We start from the raw sequence: 3,315 nt of genomic DNA, 5'->3' as shown, positions 1-3,315 counted from the left end.
AGGATTGCTTAAATCTGGAAATAAAATAAAACACATAATTCCTGGTAAAATAAACAGAGGAACATCAATGATTTTTAACCAACCTGTAAAATTTGCGCCTAACTGACCTTGTTTTATATTTTTAGCCCCTAGAACAGACTGTACCATAGATTGGTCTGTACACCAAAACCAAACTCCCATAATTGGATAACCTAATAAAATTGCTATCCATGGATAATTTGCATCATCAGAAGGCATGAAAAGATTCCAATAGTTTGATGGTGTTTTTTCTATAATTCCGCTTACTCCACCTACTTTATCTAAACCTACCCACATTAGTGCAAATGATACAATAATTAGTAAAACCATTTGTATTACGTTGGTATATGCAATTGTTTTAAGACCACCAGCCATGGTAAAAAAACCTGCAATAAGTAACAATATTACTACAGACAACCACATTGGTAAGTTTAAAATTTGCTGAATTAATATTCCGCCAGCAAATAAAGTTAAAGATAACCAGCTTAATAAAACAGTAACAATAGTATACCAAGCCAAAATATTTTGAGTGGAATTACCAAAGCGTTTCCCCATAAATTCGGGTAATGTTTGCACTCTGGCTCCTAAATATCTTGGTGCAAAAACAACCGCTAAAAGAAAGATAAATATAAATGCATACCAAGAAAAATTACCTGCAACAATTCCTGTTGTGTAACCTATACTTGCAGAAGCAATTAACATAGATGGGCCTACATTTGTACCCCACATATTAAAACCGATACTTGTCCAGTTTAAAGAATTACCCGCTAAAAAGTAATTTTCATCTGCGGGTCTTTTATTTCTAATACTTATCCAAGCACCTATTGCTATTAATACTAAAAGATAAATCCCTACAACTGCAAAATCTAGGACATCTAATTGGTCGTATATATTCATTATTTAGTCGATTGTTTTTAAAGCTATTTTTAAACAGTTTGTGCGTTAATATTTTTACCTTCTTTTATAAATGGTTCTGCCCAATATAATGGTTCTCCAGTACTTTTTAAAATAGGTTCTGCTGAATATTGAATTAATAATACGCGTCTTGACTTATCAGTTTTGTTAGAACCACTTCTATGGAAGCATGTGCTTGAAAATAAAGCAACATCACCTGCATTTAATATGGCAGGAACTCCTGGGTTATCTCCAAAATATCCAATTTTATCATTTGTACCTTCTTGTAACACATGATCTATTCTATCTTTTACACCAGCATCTTTGTATGGTAGTAAATAAACTGTACCATTTTCTTCTGTTACATCGTCTAAAGGACACCAAATTGACAAATATGGTTTGTGGTCAAAATCTAAATATCCAGAATCTTGATGCCATGAAAAAGTCATCCCTTTGTCTGCTGCTTTTACCACATATTGTTCTAAAAACAAAAAAACCTCATCACCTAATATTTTTCTGGTAATTTGTTCCATTTCTTTCCCAAAAATCAGGTCTTGCATGGTTTCACTATCTTTATAACGTAAAGCTATAAAGTAACGTTTTCCTTTATGATTGATTTCATCTACCTCCACACCTTTTCTATCCATTTCATCATCTTTTTCTTTAATAAAACGTTGGCATTCTCCTCTTAATCTTTCTATAAGTTCTTTTGAAATTACATTTTTTAGAATGCAAAAACCGTCTTCTTTAAACTGATGCAACTGCTCGTTAGATATTACTGTACTCATTATTATAATTTTTAATGTTATTTGCTATTTTTATTGCCTACTCTATAAAATCTAAATGCTTCCAAATTCCTTGAAAGCTTTTATCAATTTTTATATGCATTGTTTTTTTCATATCCATTTCATCTGTACAATTTACGGCTTCTGGATACAAAGGAAGTACTGTATTTTGTTTTATCCACACTGGCATATCTTGCATTGGTGCTTCAAAAGAATTTAACCATTGTTGCCCTTTAAAATACTCACCAGTAAAAAAATTAATCCAATTTCCTTCAGGTAAATATACGTCTCTTTTGTTTTCTGAATTCATCATTGGAGCCACTAAAAAATCATCTCCAAAATAATATTGGTCATCTAAATGCCAACACATTTTATCATCTTGATGATGCATTAATAAAGCTCTTAAAACAGGAAAACCTGTAGATGTAGTTTTTTCTCCTTGAGCAATAATATATGGTAATAATGCATAACGTAATTTCCACCATTTTCTAATGGTAGTTTCTATTTTTGGGTAATAATAAGGTTCTCTTTTTGAGGTTCCATGATAACGAATATGAGAAGTAAAAACACCAAATTGCGTCCATCTTACATACAAATCATCAGGAATTATAGAGTTCATAAAATTAGGTACACCATGAAAACCAGGTACATCATGACTCCAAAAACCAAAACCAGATAATCCTAAATGTAGGCCACCTTTTAAGGAACCCGCCATTCCATCCCAAGAAGCAGCTGCATCACCACCCCAATGAATGGGATAACGCTGGCAACCTGCCCAACCTGCTCTGGCCCAAATAACACCTTCTTCTGTTACTTCTTCAGTAACTTCAAATGCTGCTTTTTGATACAATAACGCATATAAATTATTTAGAAATTCTGGAGCCATATTTTGGTAATCTGCATCTAAATGAATTTCTTCTCCAAAATCGGTTTTTATACAAGCAACTCCCATTTCTAGCAATTTTCGCAATAAATTTTTATACCATTCTACAGCATTGGGATTTGTAAAATCTATAGTGCCTGCATAATCTAATGTACTAAAATTTGAACCACCCTTTATAGAATGGCCATTTAATGCTCCTATATAATTTTCATTTTTAGCTTCTTCATACTGCTCTGCTTTTTCAGAGATGTATGGCATTTGCCAAAGACTTACTCTATATCCTTTGTTTTTTAAGTTGGATACAAACCTTTCTGGATTTGGAAACCTTTCTGAATTAAATTTCCACTCGCATAACCAATCCGTTTTAAACCAACCCGTATCTAAATGAATTACATCGCAAGGAAAATCTTCTTTTCTTAATCGGTCACATATTTCATTTACCTCATCTTCAGAGAAATAAGTCATTTTACTCATCCAAACTCCAAAACTCCAAATAGGTGGTACAACAGGAAAACCTGTAATTTTTTTATATTGATAAATTATTTTTTCTGGAGTATCTTCTCCTATCAAAAAAATATCTAACACTGGCTCTTCTACTAGTAATTGCACAGATCTTGTAGAAAAATCTGCCATAGAAAATTTACAATAAGATGATGTATGTAAAAACATTCCATACATTTCACTAGACAAGTAGAAAGGGATATTTTTATATGTTCTTTTATTGTTTACTCCTTG

The 3,315-nt window shown here is 32.2% G+C and carries 3 protein-coding genes; all 3 read right to left on the bottom strand.

The genetic code is table 11. The annotated features are described in order from the left end of the window. Positions 1 to 915 (bottom strand): sodium:solute symporter family transporter (locus tag ACTG3S_RS14125; protein ID WP_439129975.1); only part of this gene is annotated, 915 nt, incomplete at its 3' end. A 29-nt stretch (positions 916 to 944) separates the two neighbouring features. Further along, positions 945 to 1,700 (bottom strand): phytanoyl-CoA dioxygenase family protein, encoded by a 756-nt coding sequence (locus ACTG3S_RS14120; protein ID WP_439129974.1) that lies wholly within the window; start codon positions 1,698 to 1,700, stop codon positions 945 to 947. 37 nt (positions 1,701 to 1,737) lie between these two features. Continuing rightward, positions 1,738 to 3,315: glycoside hydrolase family 31 protein (locus tag ACTG3S_RS14115; RefSeq protein ID WP_439129973.1), on the bottom strand; the 1,578-nt coding region annotated here is incomplete at its 5' end.

This window comes from Polaribacter sp., from assembly GCF_965656025.1.
Classification (GTDB): Bacteria; Bacteroidota; Bacteroidia; order Flavobacteriales; family Flavobacteriaceae; genus Polaribacter.
The sequence above is the reverse complement of the archived record's forward strand: the minus strand, read 5'-3'. Positions and strand labels throughout refer to the sequence as shown.